The sequence below is a fragment of the Streptomyces capitiformicae genome, from assembly GCF_002214185.1.
In the GTDB taxonomy this organism is placed as follows: Bacteria; Actinomycetota; Actinomycetes; order Streptomycetales; family Streptomycetaceae; genus Streptomyces; species Streptomyces capitiformicae.
On sequence record NZ_CP022161.1, the window covers coordinates 6,976,388 to 6,996,856 of the forward strand.

Consider the following 20,469-nt stretch of genomic DNA (forward strand, 5'->3'; position numbering starts at 1 on the left):
CTCCCCCATCCAGGGGCGCTGCCCCTTCCACCCCGTTTCGCCTTCGAGCTCGGGTGGGTGGGGGTTGGTAGGTGGGTGTGGGCGAGTGGGGGTTGTTCGCGCAGTTCCCCGCGCCCCTTCAGGGGCGCGGGGAACTGCGCGAACAGCCACGAACCAGCCGCAGTCGCCCCACGACCGCCACCCCCGAGCTCTCGCGTTACTGGTCCGACGAGAAGCGGAGCGCTCCCGTGGGGATTTGGGCGTCGCACCAGACTCGGACGCCGGTGCGGAGTTCGTTGTCGGCGCCGATGATCGCGCCGTCGCCGACGACCGTGCCGGTGAGGATGGAGCGTTCGCCGATGCGGGCGCGGGCGCCGATGAGGGAGTCGGTGATGACGGCGCCGGGTTCGACGACGGCGCCCGCGAGGACCGTACTTCCCGAGACGCGTGCGCCCTCGCCGACGAAGGCGCCCTCGCCGACCACCGTGCCGCCGGTCAGCTTGGCGTCGCCCGCGACCCGGGCGGTGGGGAGGATGAGGCGGTCGCCGCAGCGGCCGGGGACGGCGGGGGACGGGGCCCGGCCCAGCACCAGGTCCGCGGAGCCTCGTACGAAGGCCGCGGGGGTGCCCAGGTCCAGCCAGTACGTCGAGTCGACCATGCCTTGGAGGTGGGCACCTGCCGCCAACAGGTCCGGGAACGTCTCGCGTTCGACCGAGACCGGGCGGCCCGCGGGGATCGTGTCGATGACCGAGCGGCGGAAGACGTACGCCCCCGCGTTGATCTGGTCGGTGACGATCTCCTCGGGGGTCTGGGGTTTCTCCAGGAAGGCCAGGACCTTGCCCGTCTCGTCCGTCGGGACCAGGCCGTACGCGCGCGGGTCGGTCACCTGGGTGAGGTGGAGGGAGACGTCCGCGCCGGTGGTCTCGTGGGTGTGGACCAGGCGGCGGATGTCGAGGCCGGTCAGGATGTCGCCGTTGAAGACCAGGACGGGGTCCTCGGGGGCGGAGTGGAGGTGCGAGGCGGCGTTGCGTATCGCGCCGCCCGTGCCCAGGGGCTCCTCCTCGGTGACGTACTCGAGGTGAAGGCCGAGGGCCGAGCCGTCGCCGAAGTGGGGTTCGAAGACCTCGGCGAGGTAGGAGGTGGCGAGGACTATGTGGTCGACTCCCGCCGCCTTCGCCCGGGCCAGTTGGTGTGTGAGAAAGGGGACTCCGGCCGCCGGGACCATGGGCTTCGGAGTGTGCACCGTGAGCGGACGCAGTCGGGTGCCTCTGCCGCCGACCAGGAGGATCGCTTCTGTCACCTGTCGTCTCTGCTTCCTGCCAGGACCGGCCGAACTGTCATTCGGCCGGCCAGTGTATGCAGACCGTTCCATGGCGCCTTTGTGGCCGTGCGGATGGCCACTGACCTGACACTTCGTCTGTCAGTGGTGGTGTCCGTCGAGGGCACGGCGGGCGTACCCTCGGCCTGTCACAGTGTGAGATGGCCTCCGGTCGGTCACCGGTTTCCTCCCGGGTGCCGAAGCCCCGGTTCCCCCCTTCAACCTGCCGCCGCGCTACCGCCCTTGGTAGCGGGCGGCCGCCGAGCGTGCCGCGCCGAGCTTTCCGTAAAGGCGCCCCCCCGGGCACTCGGTCGCGAACCCGTCCCGGTGGCCGGAGATCACGTTCAGTCGTACCTTCTTACCCTTTGGGTAGAGATTGCCACCACCGGAAGTGAGGTATGTCTTGCCATTCGGGTTCGCCCGGTAAAGACCGAGTTTCCAGGCGGTTAGTTGAGAGATCGCCGTCACCGCCGCCTTGGGCGGCTTGGCGGAGCCGAAACTGCCGAGAACCGCGATCCCCATGCTGTTGGTGTTGAAACCGAGGGTGTGGGCACCCATGACGGGCTTCGCCACACCACCCGCGCGGCCTTCGTAGATGTTTCCGCACTTGTCGATGAGGAAGTTGTAGCCGATGTCGCGCCAGCCGCTGCTCACCACGTGGTAGCGGTAGATACTGCGGATGACGGTGGGTGCCTCCGCACAGCGGTAGTTGTTGCCCGAGGCCGTGTGGTGCACGAAGGCCGCCTTGACTCCCTTCGTGTAGAGGAACTCGCGCTCACGCAGCTTCTCGTCGGCGCCCCAGCCGCGGCGCGTGACGATCCGCGGGCGCGGACCGATGTACGGCTTCGCGCCCGGCTCCAGGGCCGTCAGCTGCTCCTCCGTCTCCTTGCGCGACAGTGCGGGGATCGCCGTGGCGCCGAGCGGCGCGAGATCGGCGTTGACGGCGGAGGCGGCGGCCCCCTCGGCGGTCAGCGTGCCCAGCCGCGGGGCATCCACGGGGGCGCCGATGGGCGGGGTGTCGGCGCCCGGTCCCGCGGCGCCCTGCGTGACAGCGGCCTCCGGGTTACCGGAGCCGGGGTCGACCAGTTCCAGGCGTAGGCCGTCCGGGAGCAGCTGGACACCGGGCGCGGCCGTACGGCCCGGGGTCTCGGCGCGTACGCGCACCTCGACCCCGTCCGATGCGCCGACCCACAGCGGGGCCGTCGAGCCGCGCACCCGGCCCGAGGCCCGTTCGACGGTGTCCGGGTCGGCGGCGTGCTCGTGGTTGTGCGTCTCGACGTCCTGCCAGCCGGACCAGCGGGCGGTGCCCTTCGCCCGCGTACGGACCTGGACGCGGCCCTGCAGTTCGGTGTCCGGGTCGTCCCAGACGATGCCGACCAGCGAGAACGAGCGTACGTCCCGGCGTCCGAGCCCCTGCTCGACGGCTGAGCCGTCGAAGCCGCGCTCGGAGCCGAGCGGGACGAGGGGGAGCGACTGGGTGCTGCCGGACGCGGGGGCCGGAGCCGGGGCAGCGGGCCGAAGGGCGGGTGCTCGTGCGGGTGTGATCGCTCTTTCTGTGGTCGTGTCCGCTGAGGACGCCAAGGACGCTGAGGATGCCTGGGGCGCCGCCGATGCCGTGGCGGGCAGGGCCGTCGGGAGGGCGAGGGCCGCCGCGCAGGTGACGCCGATCGAGGAAGCGAGGAATCGAGAACTACGCATACGGCTGATCTTGGGCATAGTCATACATATCTGTCCATCGCGGAATTGACGAAGCGTCGACTCAGCTCCGCCGAACCGGTGGCCCGTCCGGCCCGCCCGGGGGCCCGCCCGCGGCCCGTCCCCGCGTACGCTTACGCGGGTGAACGCCACCGACCGCACCCCTGCCGACCTGCTGCGATCCGCGCTCGCCGCGGATCCCGCGCGCCCTCTGGTGACCTTCTACGACGACGCCACGGGAGAACGTGTCGAATTGTCCGTGGCCACCTTCGCCAATTGGGTGGCCAAGACCGCGAATCTGCTCCAGGGCGAGCTGTCCGCGGAGCCGGGTGACCGGGTCGCGCTGCTGCTGCCCGCCCACTGGCAGACGGCGGTGTGGCTGCTCGCGTGTTCCTCGGTGGGGGTAGTCGCCGATGTCGCCGGGGATCCCGGTGCCGCCGACATCGTGGTGAGTGGACCGGACACGCTGGAGGCGGCGCGGGCGTGTTCCGGAGAGCGGGTCGCTCTCGCGTTGCGGCCGCTCGGGGGGCGGTTCCCGCAGACTCCGGCGGGGTTCGTCGACTACGCCGTCGAGGTGCCGTCACAGGGGGACCGGTTCGTTCCGTACGCGCCGGTCGATCCCGAGGGGGCCGCGCTGATCGTGGCCGGGCGGGAGTTCAGCGGGGCGGAGGTTGTCGAGCGGGCCCGGGACGAGGCGGGCAGCCTCGGGCTGACCGGGCCGGGGTCGCGGTTGTTGTCGGGGCTGGGGTACGACACGTGGGAGGGGGTGGCCGCGGGGTTGTACGGGCCGCTCGCGACCGGGGGGTCCGTGGTGTTGTGTCGGAACCTTGGGCTGCTGGGTGAGGATGCGCTGGCCAAGCGGATCGAGAGTGAGCGGGTTTCGGCTGTCGCGCGGTGAGGCAGTAGGGGTGAGGCCGTAAGGCGACTGCGGCTGTGTTGTGGTTGCTCTCGCCCACGCGGCGGAGCCGCATATCGATGCTGCCCCGCGCCCCTTACGGGGCGTCCCCCATTCGGCCTACCCCCACCCACCCCCCAGCCCCCCTCCGCGCCATCGTCGTAAGAGCACGACCCGCTCGTACGCACGACCCGCTCGTACGCACGACTCGCTCGTACGCCGTGAGGGGTGGCCGGAAGTGGACGACGTCGGAGGCAGGACGCGTGTGCTCGGACCCGGTGCGGGAGCTTCTCCCACCGGGCACGGGCTCATACGTCGTCGCCGGCGGCGGTGGGTGTGGTGGACGGCATTGGGGGTGGTGACCTTCGTCGTGGGGGCGGCGGGGGTCGGGTGGGTCGCGTACGAGAAGCTGGACGGGAACATCACGTCGGACACGGCGGCGGCGGACGAGCTGGCGCGGTTCGAGCGGGAGCGGCCGACGGCGTTGGTGCGGGACGCCCAGAACATCCTGTTGATCGGGTCGGACTCGCGGTCGGGCGACGAGAACGCCAAGTACGGGCGGGATTCCGGTACCGAACGGTCGGACACGACCATCCTGTTGCATCTGGCCGCCGATCGGCGGAGCGCGACCGCCGTGTCGTTGCCGCGGGATCTGATGGTCGACGTGCCGAGTTGCCGGCGGGCGGACGGGAGCCGGACCGAGCCCGTGTTCACGATGTTCAACCGCGCCTTCCAGAACGGGGGTTCGGCCTGCACCGTCCGCACGGTCGAGAAACTGACCGACATCCGCGTCGATCACCACGTGGTCGTGGACTTCGGCGGTTTCAAGGAGATGGTCGACGCCGTGAACGGCGTGGAGGTGTGCCTGGCGGAGCCGATCCACGACAAGGCGGCAAAACTGCGGCTGCCGGCGGGCAAGGTGAAACTCGACGGCGAGCAGGCGCTCGGATATGTACGGGCCCGGAAGTCACTGGGCGACGGCAGCGACACCGAGCGGATGGACCGGCAGCAGCGGTTCCTGGCGGCGCTGGCCACGAAGGTGCGCGGCAACGACGTACTGCTGAACCCGGTGAAGCTGTACCCGGTGCTCGACGCGGCCACGTCGTCGCTCACCACGGACCCGGGGCTGGCGAGTCTGCGGGGGCTCTACGACCTCGTACGTGGAATGCGCACGATACCCATGGAAAAGGTGCAATTCCTTACTGTCCCCCGGAAGTCGTATACACATGACGTGAATCGGGATGAACTCGTGGAGCCGGCGGCGCAGATGCTTTTCGACCGGTTGCGTTCCGACGCCCCGGTCGCGGTGGCACGGGAACTGCCCGAGGGGATGGCGGAAGGGATGACGGAGGGGCAATCGGAGGCGCTCGCGGGAGGGCCCTCTCTCATGTCGTCCGTCACTCCCGATCCGATGCCCACTTTTCGCGGAAGTACGGCCGCCGATGATGCCTGTGGATGAGCGAGGCGGGCCTCCGCAGGTAAAGCGCACGTCAACACAAGGAACAAATGCTCTAGGAAATGGGCAGATTGCCCAGTTGTAGGGATGTGGAATTTGCCACCGCCGTCGCTTGACGCCTGATCGTGCGGCTAGTGTGAACGCTCCGGTGTGTCAGGCCTTCCCGGTCACGCACCACTTGCAGCGAGACCCGAGCGTCTTTTGAGGGGGAAGACGCCGCGTGGCCCCGACGGAGGAATAGACAACCGTGGACGCGCAAGGCCGTGGGCGGGCGGACGACATCGACCCCGCAGACCAGTGGGTACTCAACCCGAACACCGGTGAATACGAACTGCGACTGACCCCTTCCGCAGCGCAATCGGGGGTGCCGAGGCCGCGCAGTGCCACTCCCGCGACGGCGGGCGCGAGAGCGGCAGGACGGCCCGCTCGCGCCGCGACGCTTCCGGGCACCCGGGACGTCCCCGACGTGGTCCCCGGGCCGCGCCGTCGGCGGGGCGCCCCGGCGGAGGAGGAGCCGCTGCCGGGCCGGCGCGGCGGCCGGGGCCGTACGAAGCCCAAGAAGTCCACAGGCAAACGCATACTGGTGTGGACCGGCGGCACGCTGGCGTTCCTGCTGGTCGGGGTGAGCGCGGCGGGCTACCTCTACTACCAGCACCTCAACAGCAACATCAACAAGATCTCGAACGACGGGGCAGGCACCGGCGGCTTCAGCAAGGACCGCGCGATCAACCTCCTGGTGATCGGCACCGACAAGCGCACCGGTGAGGGCAACGAGAAGTACGGCGACTCCGGCAGCGTCGGCCACGCGGACACCACGATCCTGCTGCACGTCTCCAAGGACCGTACGAACGCGACCGCGATGAGCATCCCGCGCGACATGGTCGTGGACATCCCGGACTGTCCCACCAAGCAGGAGGACGGCTCCACGAAGATCATCAAGGGCACGGACGACGTGCGGTTCAACACGAGCCTCGGCCAGGACGACCGTACGCCGAGCTGCACGATGCGGACCGTCACCGAGCTGACCGGGATCAAGCTCGACCACTTCATGGTGGCGGACTTCAACGCGGTGAAGACGCTCTCCACGGCCATCGGCGGTGTCGAGGTCTGTCTGGCGAAGCCCATCAAGGACAGCAAGTCCAAGCTGAACCTCTCCAAGGGCAAGCACACCATCGAGGGCGAGCAGGCGCTGGCGTTCCTGCGCACCCGCTACAGCGTGGGCTTCGGCAGCGACCTGAGCCGGATCGAGCTGCAGCAGCAGTTCCTCAGCTCGATGATCCGCCAGATGAAGTCCGAGGACACGCTCACTGACCCGACGAAGGTGCTGAACCTCGCGGAGGCGGCCACCAGCGCACTGTCCGTCGACGACCAGATCTCCGACATCAAGAAGCTGGCCTCGCTCGGCCAGGAGGTCGGCAAGGTCAAGACGAAGAACATCTCGTTCACGACGGTGCCGGTGGTCGACAACACCGACGGCGCGACCGTGCTGCCCACGCCGGGCAAGGCCGAGCAGCTCTTCGAGACCATCAAGAACGACATCTCCCTCACCGAGGTGAAGAAGCAGGCCAAGCAGAAGCAGGCAGCGAAGCTCAAGGGCACGCGCGCCGACGCCTCCGAGGTGCGGGTCAACGTCTACAACGGTGGCGCACCCGCGGGCAGCGCACAGGAGACGCTCAACTGGCTGCAGAATGATGTCGGCGTGACCAAGTCGAGCCAGCTCGGCAACGCCGACAAGACGTTGTCGAAGACGACCCTCGCGTACGACCCCGACCAGGCCGACCAGGCGCGCAAGCTGGCCGACCTGATGGGGCTGTCCGCGTCCGCGCTGAAGCCCGGCGAGGGCAACAGCGAGGAGACCTCCCAGGGGGTGTCCGCGATGGTGCTGACCCTGGGCAAGGACTTCAAGGGCGCCGGTGTGTCGCTGAGCGGATCGTCGGCGGCGAACCTGGACGTCGACAAGAGCACCGCGGACAAGGAAAAGTGCGCCAGTTGACGGCTGGGTGCTGACCTGACGGGGTCGTACCGCGTCTGACAGGACGCACGCAGTAGTGAAGTGAGGTACCGGGCGGGCGCGGGAAGCGCCCGCCCGGTCCGGTGCGCGCCCGTGGCGGATGTCAGCGGATGTCAGCGGATGTCAGCCGACCGGGACACGGGGCGAGTTCAACAGGACATGAGTACATCCCAGTTGGGGTCTCGAAGGTCCAACAGGAGGCGGGGACGGTCCCGTCGGCACGGCAGGGTGAGGAGGGGCAGGGAGATGGTACGGAGCGACGTGCGCGGGGACGGGGGGCAGCCGCGCGTCGAAGAGTCCGCGTCCGACGAGGCGGGTCCGGGCCGGGAGGGCGGCTCGAACGACGACGAGGGCGCGGGCGCCAGAATCCCGGAGCAGCACGGGCGGGACGGCGACGAGAAGGGCGACAAAAAAGGCGGCGACGGGGACGGCGATGGGCACAAGCGCGCCGGTGCCCCCGGCCGGCCTCGCCGCCGGCGGGTTCTGCGCTGGTCGGCGATGGTTCTGGCGGTCGTGATACTCGGCACGGCGGCGGCCGGCTATCTCTACTACGAGCACCTCAACAGCAACATCAAGAAGGAGAAGCTGAACCTCGGCGACACGAAGATCGCCGAGCCGACCCCCAACGCCTTCGGTCAGACCCCGCTGAACATCCTCCTCATCGGCTCCGACGCGCGGGACACCAAGGAGAACCAGGAACTCGGCGGCGCCAAGGAGACCTTCGGCTCCACCCCGCTCGCCGATGTCCAGATGCTGCTGCACCTGTCGGCCGACCGCTCCAACATGTCGGTGATCAGCATGCCCCGCGACACCCTGCTGGAGATCCCCAAGTGCACGGACCCCGACACCGGTGAGGTGTACGAGGCGTCGCACGGCCGGGTCATGACGAACGAGTCGCTGGGCCGCGGCGGCCCCGGCTGCACGGTCGCCACCTGGCAGGAGCTGACCGGGATCCACATCGACCACTTCATGATGGTCGACTTCGCGGGTGTGGTGTCGATGGCCGACGCGATCGGCGGCGTGCCGGTGTGTGTGACCGACAACATCTACTCGCACACCAGCACGGGCAAGGGCTCGGGGCTGAAGCTGGAGAAGGGCACCACGTACATCCAGGGCAAGCAGGCCCTGCAGTGGCTGCGCACCCGGTACGGCTTCGAGGACGGCAGCGACATCGCGCGCGCCAAGGCGCAGCACATGTACATGAACGCGATGGTCCGCGAGCTGCGCGAGAACGCCACGATCACCAACCCGAACAAGCTGCGCATGCTCGCCGAGGAGGCCACGCAGGCGCTCACCGTCGACGAGGGCCTCGGCACGGTGACGAGGCTGTACGACCTCAGCACGGAGCTGCGCAAGGTCGAGCCGGCCCGGATCACGATGACGACGATGCCGTACACCTATGTGGGCGCGCGTGTGGTGCCCAAGGAAGGTGACGCGGAGAAGCTGTTCCGGCTGGTGCGCGAGGACATCGCGCTCGACGGCAAGGACAAGAAGAAGACGTCGGCGCCGACCGCGGACGAGACCTCCCACGACCCGGCCGCGGAGAAGGGCGAGATCGGCGTTCTCGTGCAGAACGGCACCATGACGTCCACGCTCGGTCCGGTGAGCGGGCGCGCGAGCACCATCTCCGGGCTGCTCGTCGAGGAGGGCTTCGCCAAGGCCTCGTCCGACGCGACCACCGCGACCGCCGAGGACAAGACGGTCGTGCGCTACCCGAGCGCCGAGTTGGAAGGCGACGCCCAGGCGGTCGCCGAGGCCCTCGGCATCCCGCTGAGCCAGGTGGAGAGGTCCACGAATGTCAGCGGGGTCACGCTGGTCGTGGGTGCCGACTGGCGGGAGGGAACGGAGTACAAGGCCGCCGCAGCCGAGAAGGCGGACGACACGACTCCGGAGTCGGCGGACGTCCTGAACGGTGCGAACAAGAAGGCCTGTATGGAGGTCGACCCGGACTTCACCTGGTAGCCGCCGTCCCGGAAGCCGTAGTAGCCGTGGAAGCGGTAGAAGCCGTGGAAGCCGTGAAGCCGTACATGAATCGGGCCCCTCTCGTGATCGAGAGGGGCCCGACTCGTACGTCCTTCGCGCTCAGCTCTCCATGAGCACCGCGGGGCGGCGCGAGGCGATGACCTTCTTCGCCAGCGACTTGGGGCTGGTGAGGAAGCCGAAGCCCCAGGACATGTGCATCGTGGCGAGGGCGACGGGGATCTGGAGGCGGGCCTTGAGCGGCAGCCCCTTGCCCGCCGGTATCGAGCCCGCGACGATCGCCGCGAGGTAGCCGCCGGGGATGACGAAACCCAGCGGGGTCAGCAGGCTGCCCACCAGCAGCCCGGCCACGATCGCGCACACCGCGGTCGGCGGGGCGAGGTAGCGCAGGTTGATGGAGCCCTCGTGGTAGCGGGCGACGACGTGGCGCCAACGGCCGTAGTCCTTGTACTGCTTGGCGAGCGCCTTCACGCTGGGCCGCGGCCGGTACGACACCCGCAGCTCGGGCGAGAACCAGATGAGGCCGCCCGCCTCACGGATCCGGAAGTTCAGCTCCCAGTCCTGGGCGCGGATGAACTCCACGTTGTAGCCGCCCTGCTGTTCAAGGGCTTCGCGCCGGAAGACGCCGAGGTAGACCGTCTCGGCCGGACCGGCCTCACCACCCGTGTGGAACGCCGCGTTCCCCACCCCGATCTTCGAGGTCATGGCGGCGGCGACGGCGTGCTCCCAGTCGTTCTCGCCCTCGGCGTGCATGATCCCGCCGACGTTCTGCGCGCCGGTCTCCTCCAGGAGCCGTACGGCGGTGGCGATGTAGTTCGGCGAGAGCATCCCGTGGCCGTCGACGCGGACGACGATCGGGTGGCGGGAGGCCTTGATCGCGGCGTTGAGCGCGGCGGGCGTACGACCGGTGGGGTTGGGCACGGTGTGTACGCGCAGGTCTTCCGAGACAAGCTGGGCCGCGATCTCGTCCGTGCGGTCCGTGGACGGACCGAGGGCGATCACGACCTCCATCTCACCGGCGTACTCCTGCGCGAGGATCGCTTGGACGGCGCCGCGCAGATGCCGCTCCTCGTTGAGGACGGGCATGATGACGGACACGGCGGGGAGCTGCACGTCGGGCTTGGCGTTCATAGGGGGCTCACGTTACCGCGAACGGGGGACACCGACGCGCGCCGCCCGGTCGCCGGGACGGGCCGCAGATCGTATGGGCCTACGGTGCTCACGGATCCCCCACTCCCCTGACCGGTCTCGCGGAGGTATCTCCCGTGCCCACACCGCCCCGCCACCCCGCCCGGCCCCAGCAGCCCCGACCGCCCGTACGTCCACGCAGGACGAGCTGGGCCATGCGGGCGGCGACCACGCTGTCGGTGGTGGTGCTGGCCGCCGCGGGCATCGGGCACGCGGTGGTCACGCGCCTGGACGGCGAGATCGACCGGGTCGACCCCTTCAAGGACATGAAGAACCGCCCCGAGGCGGGCCACGGCATGAACGTCCTGCTGGTCGGCACCGACAGCCGAGACCGGATCAGCGAGGAGGAGCGCCGCAAGTACCGCCTCGGCGGCGCCCCCTGTCACTGCACGGACACGATGATGATCGTCCACATCGCGGAGGACCGTGAGCGGGCCAGCATCGTGAGCCTGCCGCGCGACTCGTACGCCGAGGCCCCCGCGCACACCGACCACACCACCGGGAAGGCCCACCCGGCCCACCCGATCAAGCTGAACGCGGCCTACGCGGAGGGCGGCCCGCAGCTCACCGTGCGCACGGTCGAGCACATGACCAAGGTGAAGATCGACCACTATGTGGAGGTCGACTTCACCAGCTTCATGCGGACCGTGGACGTCCTCGGCGGCGTCGAAATCTGCACCGCCGAGCCACTGAAGGACTCCTACACCGGCCTCGACCTCCCCGTCGGCACCCATGAACTCGACGGCGGCCAGGCCCTCCAGTACGTCCGCTCCCGCCACACCGACGGCTCCTCCGACCTCGGCCGCATGAAGCGCCAGCAACGCTTCATGGCGTCCCTGATGTCCCAGGCGACGTCCTCCGGGGTGCTGTTGAACCCCATGAAGTTCCGCGACATCACCCGGGCCGTCCTCGGCTCCGTCCGCGCCGACAAGGGGTTCGGCACCGGCGAGCTGATCGACCTCGGCCGCGCCCTGCGCAACCTCACCGCCGCCTCCTCCGAGTTCACCACCGTCCCCATCGATCGCATGGGCTACCCCGTGAAGGGCATCGGCTCGACGCTCAAGTGGGACGGCACCAAGTCCGCCCGCATCTTCAGGGCTCTCCGCGACGACCGCCCCCTCGCCCCGTACAAGAGCCGCGTCAAGTACGCCCCGGTCGACGTGGCCCCCCAGCAGATCCGCGTCCAGGTGGCGAACGGCACGACGGTGGCCGGCCTCGGCAGGACGATGGACAGACAGCTGGCGGCCACCGGCTTCCGCACCACGAAGACCCCCGTGAACGCCCCCCGAAGTGACGTTCGCCGCACCGTCGTCCTCTACGACCCCCGCTGGGACCGTTCGGCGAAGTCCCTGGCCACCGCCCTCCCCGGCGCGGAACTCCGCACGGTGCGCGGCCAGGGCCCCACCATGAAGGTCATCGCGGGCAAGGACTTCAAGCAGGTGCGGAAGGTACGGGTGGAGGATCCCCAGCGGGAGGAGGCCAAAGTACTGAGGGGCGACGAGGTGTCGTGCGCCCCTTGACGTCCTCTCCTGCCCGAGGGCAGGAGATTCCGGTCCGTACCGCTACGCGGTACCACCGCGGGTTCCTGTTTCACAGGCCACCGCCGACCGGTGAGAGTCGGTCTTACACGGCCTCCGCAGGCCTGACTTCCCGCCCGTCCGGCGGTAGCACAACTCCGTTGTCGGACAAAGCGATCTTAGCCATGCCGCCGCGTCCCTCCGTGTCACTACCGGCAGGATGCCCTGCACCTCGACCCTGAAGGGTGGAGCACTGGGCAAGTGTTCGATAGCGAGCACCTCCGACCTGCGGGGTGCCCGGCCCTCTACACATGCGTGCGATTTGTGTCAGCTTGGCAACAGCCCTGCCTTTGTTTTTCATCGGCCCTTGTAAACAACACAGCTCGGCACTGCACACTGGGGCGCATGAACGATTGGCCCGAGGGATGGTCCGGCAACAACCGCGGCGGCTACGGACACGGAAGCGCGAGCGCACAGCCCGACGGGGCGCGCGTGATGCGCCAGGTCCGTCGCGGCCCGTCGGCACCCCCGCAGGGCGGCGTGCCACAACAGCCGTCGTACGGCGACTCGTACAACGACCCGTACGGTGACGGTTACGGCAACGGCCCCGACCAGTACGGCGGCGGCCACAACAGCGACTACAACACCGGCCAGGTGTACGGCGCCGGCGGCCCGGGCGCCCCCGGTGGCCACGGCGGCCGCGGTGACCGCCCCGCGCCGGACTGGCGCCGCCGTATCAAGGTGACGGCGATCACGGCCACCGTCGTCCTGCTGGCGACGACGATAGGCACGTACTTCTGGGCCGACTCCAAGCTGAACCGTGAGGTCGACCTCTCCAAGGTCATCGAACGACCTGAGGCGGGCGAGGGCACCAACTACCTGATCGTCGGCTCCGACAGCCGTGAGGGTCTGTCCGACGAGCAGAAGAAGGAACTCCACACCGGGTCCGCCGACGGCAAGCGCACGGACTCGATGATGATCCTGCACACCGGCTCCAACGGGCCCACCCTCATATCCCTCCCCCGTGACTCGAACGTCGAGATCCCGACCTTCGTCGGCTCCGAGTCCGGCAAGACCTTCCCGGGCACCGGCCGCCAGGTGAAGCTGAACGCGGCGTACGCGGAGGACGGCCCGGAGCTGCTGGTCCGCACCGTCGAGGCCAACACGGGCCTGCACATCGACCACTACGTCGAGATCGGCTTCGCGGGCTTCGCGAACATCGTCGACGCGGTCGGCGGCGTGGAGATCGAGATCCCCAAGGGCGGCATGAAGGACACCAAGTCCGGTGCCAACTTCGAGGCGGGCCCGCAGACCCTGAACGGCGAGCAGGCCCTCGCCTTCGTCCGGACCCGCTACGCCCTCGCGGGCAGCGACCTGGACCGTACGAAGAACCAGCAGAAGTTCCTCGCGGCCCTCGCCAACCAGACGGCGACGCCGAGCACGGTGCTGAACCCGTTCAAGCTGTACCCGACGATGAGCGCGGGTCTGGACACCCTGATCGTCGACAAGGACATGAGCCTGTACGACCTGGCCGACATGTTCTGGGCGATGAAGGGCGTGACGGGCGGCGACGGCAAGTCCATGAACATCCCGATCTCGGGCAACTCCGCCAACGGCAACCTCCAGTGGGACACCACGAAGGTGAAGCAGCTGGTGGAGCAGTTGAAGAACGACGAGACGGTGACGGTGTCGGGCAACTGACCCGGACCACCTGAGAGAGGGGCATCCCCTGGGGGGTGCCCCTCCGTCGTGCGGCGGCGTGGTCAGGCGGTCGCGCCCGCCATCGACCGGCACGTCTCGGAGCAGCGGCGACACGCCTCGGCGCAGCGCGTCATCTGCTGGTCGTCCGGCATGGCCATACACGCCTCGGCACACATGTCACAGGCGCGGGCGCACATCGCGCACATCTCGGTGGACAGCGGCGAGCGCCGCATCATCATGTCCGCGCACATGCGGGTCATCTCGGCGCAGTCCATCAGCGCGCGCATGATCTGCATCCGGTCCTGGCCGCCGGCCTGCATGCAGGAGCTCATGGTCTCCTCGCACACGCTGTGGCACGTCATGCAGGTGTCGACGCAGTCCTGCATCTCCTTGCTCATCGCGGTCATCGTTCCGGCCTGCTGCTTCATGGCTCCTCCTGGAGATGGTGGGAGCGGGGGACCCGGGCGGGCCCCGTGCACTTCCGTCCTACGCCTGCCCGGCGCTCCGCGCCATGGGACGGACCCGAGCAATCCATGACATATCCCTCACGGGGGGGTCAGTCCCGCAGACTGATCCGCCCGCGTCTGCGCGGGCCGTCGACCTTCGTGCGGTCCACGGGCGGCCTCACGGCCGGCTCGGCGGCGGCGAGCCTGATCGTCTCGCGGCCGGCCAGTGCGATACGCCACTGACCGAGGTGCGGTCTGCCACCACGCGGCTCGGCCGCCTGGTCCCACAGAGCCCTGACCGCGTGCTCGCGCCGGTCGTCGAGCACACCGGGCAGCGGTTCCAGCCGCCGGCCGGGGGCACTGTACGCGTCCTGACTCAGCACACGGCCCACCAGCAGGGCCACCTTGTAGCGGTCGCTGTCGACGGTGACCGTCCCGGGCACGGCCAGCGGGTCGTGCCAGTCCGGTGTGTCCGCCTGCTCCAGGACCGGCGGCCGTCCCACGAGCCGTACGCCGTCGCAGTCCAGGAGGTGTACGGCGGGCCCCGGCCGTACGGTCCACAGCACGTTCGCCTGTGACACGTCACCCACGACCAGGCCCAGCGCGTGCAGCCACTGGAACAGCTCCACGGCGGCCACGACCAGGGCGTGGCGTTCCGCCGGTGTCGGCTGCGCGACGGCCTGCCATGCGGCTTTGGGGGCCCGGAGCAGGTACGACAGCTCGTTCAGCCGGGTGTCGCCGCGCGAGGTCCGCCACGTCATGCTGTCCGGCGCACGGTGCATGAGGAAGCCGGTCACCCGGCCGCCGTCCACGACCCGGCACAGCGGCCAGGCGGTCTCCCGGTCCAGACGGTCCCGGTCGGCGGGGGCGAGGCCCTGGCGGAGGGCGACGAGAGCGGCGAGTTCCTTGCCGTCGACCTTGTGCGGCTCGCGGTAGCTCTTGTACAGCAGCCGTCCCGGTCCGGTGACGTCGAAGACCTCGCCCTGGCCGCCGTCGCCGATGCGGTCACCCAGGGCCAGGGTGTGCAGGGTGACATCGGCTCCGTCGACGGGGCTCATGGCGTGCCCTCCCACAGGACGACCGCGGTGCGGTCGTCGTCGTACGACTTCACCCGGTACTGCAGCTGCCACAGGAAGTCGGCCGGCGCGGGCGCGGTCCCGGAGCCCCAGGCGGAGCGCAGGAAGTCGCGCATCCCGCCGTCCCCGGCGAGCGGTGCGGACAGGCCGTCGGTGCACAGGACGAGTACGTCGCCGGGGAGGGCCGGGCCGAGGAGGCGCGCGCGTACGCCGTGGTCGTGCGGCAACGCCGCGGTGCGGGTGTCGATCATCCCGTCGTCACCCTGCTCCGGATCCGTCAGGGCCAGGTGCCACTCCGCGGCGCGCAGCAGCGCGGTGCCGCCGTCGCCGACGGCCAGGAATCCGCGGGTGCGGATCTCCGGGTCCTGGGGTACGAGCAGGCAGCGCAGGGTGGTGGCGTACGCGGCCGGATCGTCTCCCCGCTCGTGGGCGTGGTGGGTCAGGAGCGTTCCGACTCGCTGCATCTGGGTCTCCACCAGCGAGGCGAAGCGGCCCTGGTCGCCCGCGCGGAGCGCCTCGGTGAGCTCGGCGGAGGCGGCGTCGAGGTGCAGCGCGGCCAGCCGGCAGGCCTCCTGTGAGCCCACGTGGGAACGGGCGGCCGACCCCACGCCGTCCGCCACGGCGAGCAGCAGCAGTTCGTCACGGCCGGGCTCTCCGATGCGGGTCAGCGCGAGGGAGTCCTGGCGCGGCTCGCTCTGGTAGCGGTGCGAGTCGCCGCGTACGGAGGCGGCTCGCACGGTCAGGGAGCCATAGGCGGCCCCGTCCACCACGATGTCCGGGATCAGGGCCGCGGTCGGGTCACGGCGGACCGCCGGGATGCGACGGGGTTCCGCCGGATACAGGGGCGGCTTCGGGCCGGAGTGCCGCGGGACGCCGAGAACAGGGATGTGCGGCGCGGTGCCGTCCGATGGGGGTGGAGACGGCGGCGTGGCCTCGGTGACGGTGGTGGCGGGTGGGGCGGGCCGCTGCAGGGGTTCGGAGAAGACCTGGTCGACGGTCCGCCACGTCTCCTCCAGCGGATCGGACGGCTCCAGGGCGGCGTGGGACGGCTCCAGGGCGGCGTGGGACGGTCCGGCGTTCATGCGTGCGGCGTTTCTGTCCTCTCCCATCGGTACGGCCTCACAGCTTGTCGAGGGAAACGGTGGAGAACCCCGGCACGGTGTCGTCCACGGCCAGGGTGAACCCGTCGCCGCCGTCCGCCGCGATGCTCCCGGCCGAGCGGACGATCGACCGTGTGAGGCTGGACGCGAACTCGCGCAGCGCCTGGGCCGGTGACACCGCGCTGTCCTTCTGCATGAACGCCCGGAAGTTCGCGACGTGCGCGATCGTGGCCTCCTGCGCCTCGCCGATGCCGAAGGAGATGATCTTGGGGCAGAACCGGGACTCGGTGAGCTCCTTGTACGCCTGCTCCCAGTCCTCGTCGGTGGGGATGCCGTCGGACAGGAAGAAGACCACCGGGCGGTACACCTCGTGGCCCTCCGCCTTGAGCGCGGCCACGTCGGCCTCGACGCAGCGCAGCAGTGTGCGGAACGCGTCACCGTAGGAGGTGAGCCCGCCGGCCGCCAGCGCCGGCACCTCGTCGATGTCGCTGAGGTCGACGAGCGGCTGCAGCACGGTGGCTGTGTCCGAGAACCCGATGAGGCAGAAGCGCGTCTTGTCGGCGACGGTGGGGTTGGTGCTGATCTCGTGGTGAAGGTCCGGGAGAGCGCGGTTGATGGCATCGATCGACTCGCCGATCATCGACCCCGACTCGTCACAGAGCAGGTAGAAGGGCAGGATCTGCAAGGTCGGTACCTCCGGGACGTGGCTCAGTAGGTGTAGAAGTAGATCTCGATGTCGGCGTGGCCCGAGGAGGCTCCGCCCTTCCAGAAGTCGCGTGTGGTGGCGCCGCGGAACATGTCCGGACGGGCCTTCTCCAGCAGGGCGTTGACGTCGTGCGCGTAGGCCCCTCCGCCCCCCGGGTCGGGGTGGCGGCCGAAGGTCAGCACGAAGGCGGCCTGCCGCCCCGCGTACCGTTCCGTCACCCTGCGCAGGCCGCGCAGAATGGCGTCCTTGTCCCCGGCTCTGGCGTTGATGGCCACCTTGACCGGCGTCCGCACGACGGCCCGCGGGCCCTTGGGCTTGGGCTTGGGCTTGGGCTTCTTGGGCGTCGCCGAGGGCGATGGGGACGGCGAGGGCGAGGCCGAGGGTCTGTCGGGCTTCGCGGCGAGCGGATCGGCCTGGTCGCCCATGGCCACCAGGGCGAGGACGAGCAGCATGTCCGCGAACAGCCACCCCGCCAGGTGCAGCGGCTCGAACCTCCGGCGGCCCTTCGGACTCGTCGCCCGTTTCATCCCCACAGCCCCCACAGTCCCTTCCCGCGGGGTCGGGCCTCGACCGGGAGCGCCGTAGGCGGTTGCGGGGTCTCGGGGCTCCGGTCCGCGGGGGTCGGCTGTCCGGGGTCCTGATGGTCCTGGACCTGGTCCTGGTCCTGGTCCTGGACGTCGGTCACCCGCACCAGTCGCACCGACGGGTCCGTCCGCAGTGCGTCGGCGAGGCGCGCGAATCCCTCGGCCGCCGCGCGCAACGCCTCCGTGTGGGCACCCAGCTCGCGCACCGCCTGCTGGGACTCCTCGACCGCACGGGCCGTGTCCTCGGTGATCTCGCCGATCCTGCCCAGCAGTTGGGCGGAAACGTCGGAGGCGACCTCCATGCCCGTGGTGTGGGCGCGCTGGGCCGCGGCCAGTACGGTGACCGACTCCTCGACGCGGCCGCCGGCGCCCTCCACGGCGAGCCGCACCCCGCTGCTGGCGTCGCGGACGTCGTCGAGCGCCTTGCGGACCTGCACTCCGCTGTCGCTGACGGCGGCCTCGATGCGGCCCGCCGCGGCCTCCAGGGGCCGGATGGAGGTGTCCACCCCGGCCAGCCGTCGCTCTGCCGCCTCCAGCGCATCGCCCACGACCGATGCCGCCGACGTCAGGTCCTTCTGGAGGCGAAGGGCGTTGCTGCCCAGCTTGTTGAGGGTCGAGGCCGCCGAGGACAGCTCGGCGGCGAAGCGCTGCGGTGAGGCGTGCCGCTGCTGGTTGACCACCAGCTGGGCACAGGTCAGTGCCGGTACGAGCTGCGCCATCAGCTCTTCGCAGGCCCGCTCCGCGGCTTCCTCCCGGTGGGTCACGGCGGACCGGCGCAGACCGTGCACGAGGATCAGGGTGAAGAGCAGCGCGATGGCCGCCGTGGCGCTCATCGCCACGTGGCCGAAGGTGAAGGCGCCGGTGAGGTGCCCCTCGAAACCTGACTGCCAGAGTTGCAGGAACGGCCGGGAGGCGGCTTTCGGGTCCGCTCCCGTCAGCGCTTCGTACGCGCTGGAGGCCTGGGTCAGGCCGTACCAGGTGAGGAGCAGCGGCACGAAGACCAGCGAACCGAGCACGCCTTCGGCATAGACCCAGGCCTTGTGCTCCGCCACCTGGTCCTGGGCCGCGTGGAGGCTCTCCGGTCGCGCGTAGGCGGCGAGGAGATCGAGTTCGGACCAGGGTTCGAGCGCGGAGGCGTCCTGGGCCCGAAGCGCGTCCGCGAGGGCGGTCAGCTCTTCCTTCCGGGTCCCGAGCGCCGACCGTTCGGCCAGGTCCTCGATGCTCTGAGCGACCTCTTGGCGGTCCATCAGGGCACCCGTAGGCATGCCCCACCCCCTTACGCAACCTGGCGGCACACGGGGTGAGTTGACGCTCGTCGGAACGAACTGCCTCCATACCCCGTGAGTTCACACGCATCCGACGCGTGACCGAGGAGCACAGACAGTAGGCCAGGGCGCCGGGACCCGTCCCGAGATGTGACAAGACCCCGGTCTACGCGGTAAAGGGGCGCAGTTGGGCAACGACCGTCGCCGGGAAACACGCGTGGCCCTCCGCCGGCGAGGACGGAGGGCCACGGTCGGCCCGGGAAGGCGCGCCTTACGGCAGGTTGCGGGCCATGACGATGCGCTGGACCTGGTTGGTGCCCTCGTATATCTGGGTGATCTTGGCGTCGCGCATCATGCGTTCGACCGGGTAGTCGCGGGTGTAGCCGTAGCCGCCGAGGAGTTGGACGGCGTCCGTGGTGACCTCCATGGCGATGTCGGAGGCGAAGCACTTGGCGGCGGCGCCCTGGAAGGTGAGGTCGCTGTCGCCGCGCTCGGAGGCGGCGGCGGCCTGGTAGGTCAGGGCGCGGGCGGCGGTGACCTTCATGGCCATGTCGGCGAGCATGAACTGGATGCCCTGGAAGTCGGCGATCGGCTTGCCGAACTGCTTGCGTTCCTGGACGTAGCCCTTGGCGTAGTCGAGGGCGCCCTGGGCGACGCCGAGGGCCTGGGCGGCGATGGTGATGCGGGTGTGGTCCAGGGTCTTCATCGCGGTGGCGAAGCCCGTGCCCTCCTCGCCGATCATGCGGTCGGCGGGGATGCGGACGTTGTCGAGGTAGACCTCGCGGGTCGGGGAGCCCTTGATGCCGAGCTTCTTCTCCGGGGCGCCGAAGGAGACGCCCTCGTCGGACTTCTCGACGACGAAGGCGGAGATGCCCTTGCTGCGCTTCTCGGGGTCGGTGACCGCCATGACCGTGTAGTACTCGGACTCGCCGGCGTTGGTGATCCAGCGCTTCACGCCGTTGAGGATCCAGTGGTCGCCGTCGCGGACCGCCTTCGTCTTCATGCCGGCCGCGTCGGAGCCCGCGTCCGGCTCGGAGAGGCAGTACGAGAACATCGCGTCGCCCTTGGCGAGCGGGCCCAGGTACTTCTTCTTCAGCTCCTCGGAGCCGGAGAGGATCACCGGGAGCGAGCCGAGCTTGTTGACGGCCGGGATGAGGGAGGAGGAAACGCAGGCGCGGGCCACCTCCTCGATCACGATGACCGTGGCGAGCGCGTCGGCACCGGCGCCGCCGTACTCCTCGGGTACGTGGACGGCGTGCAGGTCGTTCGCGACCAGCGCCTGAAGCGCCTCCCTGGGGAAGCGGGCCTCCTCGTCCACCGCGGCGGCGTACGGGGCGATCTTCGCCTCGGTGAGGGAACGGATCGCGTCGCGGAGCATGTCGTGCTCCTCGGACGGGCGGTACAGGTCGAAATCAGCCGATCCGGCCACGGTCTCTCACGCTCCTGACGCTAACTACCGTTAAGTAACGCAAAGTTTAGGGGCCCGCGCACGCGAGTGATACGTGAGCTTGGCGACAGGAAGAACGACAAGGAGAAACTGCCCTGTGAGGGG

The 20,469-nt window shown here is 69.8% G+C and carries 16 protein-coding genes; 6 read left to right on the forward strand and 10 right to left on the reverse strand.

Annotated features, from left to right (window positions below):
- Positions 1-196: 196 nt before the first annotated feature.
- Positions 197-1,279, reverse strand: a complete 1,083-nt coding sequence (manB, locus tag CES90_RS31165) for a mannose-1-phosphate guanylyltransferase (RefSeq protein ID WP_189782695.1) — start codon at positions 1,277-1,279, stop codon at positions 197-199.
- 252 nt (positions 1,280-1,531) lie between these two features.
- Positions 1,532-3,013 (reverse strand): peptidoglycan recognition protein family protein, encoded by a 1,482-nt coding sequence (locus CES90_RS31170; RefSeq protein WP_189782904.1) that lies wholly within the window; start codon positions 3,011-3,013, stop codon positions 1,532-1,534.
- A gap of 121 nt (positions 3,014-3,134) precedes the next feature.
- On the opposite strand from CES90_RS31170, the gene CES90_RS31175 reads away from it, so the two are divergent.
- The 4 genes from CES90_RS31175 (at position 3,135) to CES90_RS31190 (ending at position 9,316) form a co-directional block, all read left to right on the forward strand.
- On the forward strand, positions 3,135-3,890 hold the full coding sequence (locus CES90_RS31175; RefSeq protein WP_189782696.1) for a TIGR03089 family protein: 756 nt from the start codon (positions 3,135-3,137) through the stop codon (positions 3,888-3,890).
- A gap of 235 nt (positions 3,891-4,125) precedes the next feature.
- Complete coding sequence (locus CES90_RS31180; protein WP_189782697.1) at positions 4,126-5,346, forward strand: LCP family protein; 1,221 nt, start codon at positions 4,126-4,128, stop codon at positions 5,344-5,346.
- Positions 5,347-5,590: 244 nt separating this feature from the next.
- Positions 5,591-7,336: an LCP family protein gene (locus tag CES90_RS31185; protein WP_189782698.1), complete on the forward strand. Its 1,746-nt coding sequence runs from the start codon at positions 5,591-5,593 to the stop codon at positions 7,334-7,336.
- A gap of 264 nt (positions 7,337-7,600) precedes the next feature.
- Positions 7,601-9,316, forward strand: a complete 1,716-nt coding sequence (locus CES90_RS31190; protein ID WP_189782699.1) for an LCP family protein — start codon at positions 7,601-7,603, stop codon at positions 9,314-9,316.
- Between the two features lie 120 nt (positions 9,317-9,436).
- Here CES90_RS31190 and CES90_RS31195 read toward each other — a convergent pair whose 3' ends face one another.
- Positions 9,437-10,465: a glycosyltransferase family 2 protein gene (locus CES90_RS31195; protein ID WP_189782700.1), complete on the reverse strand. Its 1,029-nt coding sequence runs from the start codon at positions 10,463-10,465 to the stop codon at positions 9,437-9,439.
- Between the two features lie 134 nt (positions 10,466-10,599).
- Between CES90_RS31195 and CES90_RS31200 the strand changes: the two genes are divergently transcribed.
- The gene (locus CES90_RS31200) at positions 10,600-12,042 is read left to right on the forward strand and encodes an LCP family protein (RefSeq protein ID WP_444545335.1); all 1,443 of its coding nucleotides are present in this window, start codon (positions 10,600-10,602) and stop codon (positions 12,040-12,042) included.
- A 402-nt stretch (positions 12,043-12,444) separates the two neighbouring features.
- A complete protein-coding gene (locus tag CES90_RS31205) occupies positions 12,445-13,740 on the forward strand; it encodes an LCP family protein (RefSeq protein WP_189782701.1) in 1,296 nt (431 codons plus the stop codon).
- A 62-nt stretch (positions 13,741-13,802) separates the two neighbouring features.
- Here the strand turns inward: CES90_RS31205 and CES90_RS31210 are convergent, their stop codons facing one another.
- From CES90_RS31210 to CES90_RS31240, 7 genes are all read right to left on the reverse strand, one after another.
- Complete coding sequence (locus CES90_RS31210; protein ID WP_189782702.1) at positions 13,803-14,168, reverse strand: four-helix bundle copper-binding protein; 366 nt, start codon at positions 14,166-14,168, stop codon at positions 13,803-13,805.
- Between the two features lie 128 nt (positions 14,169-14,296).
- Positions 14,297-15,244, reverse strand: a complete 948-nt coding sequence (locus tag CES90_RS31215) for a hypothetical protein (RefSeq protein ID WP_189782703.1) — start codon at positions 15,242-15,244, stop codon at positions 14,297-14,299.
- Entirely contained in the window at positions 15,241-16,371 is a 1,131-nt protein-coding gene (locus CES90_RS31220) for a protein phosphatase 2C domain-containing protein (protein WP_189782704.1), read from the reverse strand. The genes CES90_RS31215 and CES90_RS31220 overlap by 4 nt, the downstream gene beginning before the upstream one ends.
- Before the next feature lie 10 nt (positions 16,372-16,381).
- Entirely contained in the window at positions 16,382-17,047 is a 666-nt protein-coding gene (locus CES90_RS31225; protein WP_189782705.1) for a vWA domain-containing protein, read from the reverse strand.
- 23 nt (positions 17,048-17,070) lie between these two features.
- On the reverse strand, positions 17,071-17,595 hold the full coding sequence (locus CES90_RS31230) for a hypothetical protein (protein WP_189782706.1): 525 nt from the start codon (positions 17,593-17,595) through the stop codon (positions 17,071-17,073).
- On the reverse strand, positions 17,592-18,917 hold the full coding sequence (locus tag CES90_RS31235; protein WP_189782707.1) for a methyl-accepting chemotaxis protein: 1,326 nt from the start codon (positions 18,915-18,917) through the stop codon (positions 17,592-17,594). Before CES90_RS31235 ends, CES90_RS31230 begins: the two co-directional genes overlap by 4 nt.
- A gap of 271 nt (positions 18,918-19,188) precedes the next feature.
- Positions 19,189-20,346, reverse strand: a complete 1,158-nt coding sequence (locus CES90_RS31240; protein ID WP_268257018.1) for an acyl-CoA dehydrogenase family protein — start codon at positions 20,344-20,346, stop codon at positions 19,189-19,191.
- Positions 20,347-20,469 lie beyond the last annotated feature (123 nt).